Below are 499 nucleotides of genomic sequence, written 5' to 3'. Positions count from 1 at the left end.
AAAAACGAGGCGGGACGTCACAAAGAACAACAGATAAAATTCATCAAAAAGATGCGAAAGAGCCGTGGTTACTGGTGTTCAACTTGCCTGTAAATTTATGAAGAGTACAAAAAAATCAGTAAACCTTTATAGCCAAAGTATGCAAATAGAAGAAAATTTTAGAGATACAAAAAATAATAAATTAGGGATTGGTTTGGAGTGCGCTAACTCCCGAAGTGTTAACCGATTTGATAATTTACTGCTTATAGCGGCGCTTATTTTATATTTATTATGGTGCATAGGGTGTGCCGCAGTCATGAAAAAGCTCCACTATTCATTGCAAGCGAATACACAAAAAGCGCGAATGGTATTATCAATAATAATGATTGCGCGTGAAATCATTGATGACGATAGGTATTTCATACCATTAGAAGAGTACATTTATGTATTGTCCGAACTCTCAAATTTAACAGTCAATATGGAGGGATTACATGAATAAATATTCGTGGGGATCCCTCAG

General features: G+C 35.7%; 1 pseudogene. It reads left to right on the top strand.

Annotated elements, in window-relative coordinates:
• A pseudogene (locus tag NRL14_RS20810) lies at positions 1-478 on the top strand (IS4 family transposase); the annotation flags it as partial.
• Positions 479-499 lie beyond the last annotated feature (21 nt).

Source organism: Pseudoalteromonas sp. 20-92 (assembly GCF_030847595.1).
Classification (GTDB): domain Bacteria; phylum Pseudomonadota; class Gammaproteobacteria; order Enterobacterales; family Alteromonadaceae; genus Pseudoalteromonas; species Pseudoalteromonas fuliginea.
Note: the sequence above shows the minus strand (reverse complement) of the source record. Positions and strands in the feature narration are given on the sequence as shown.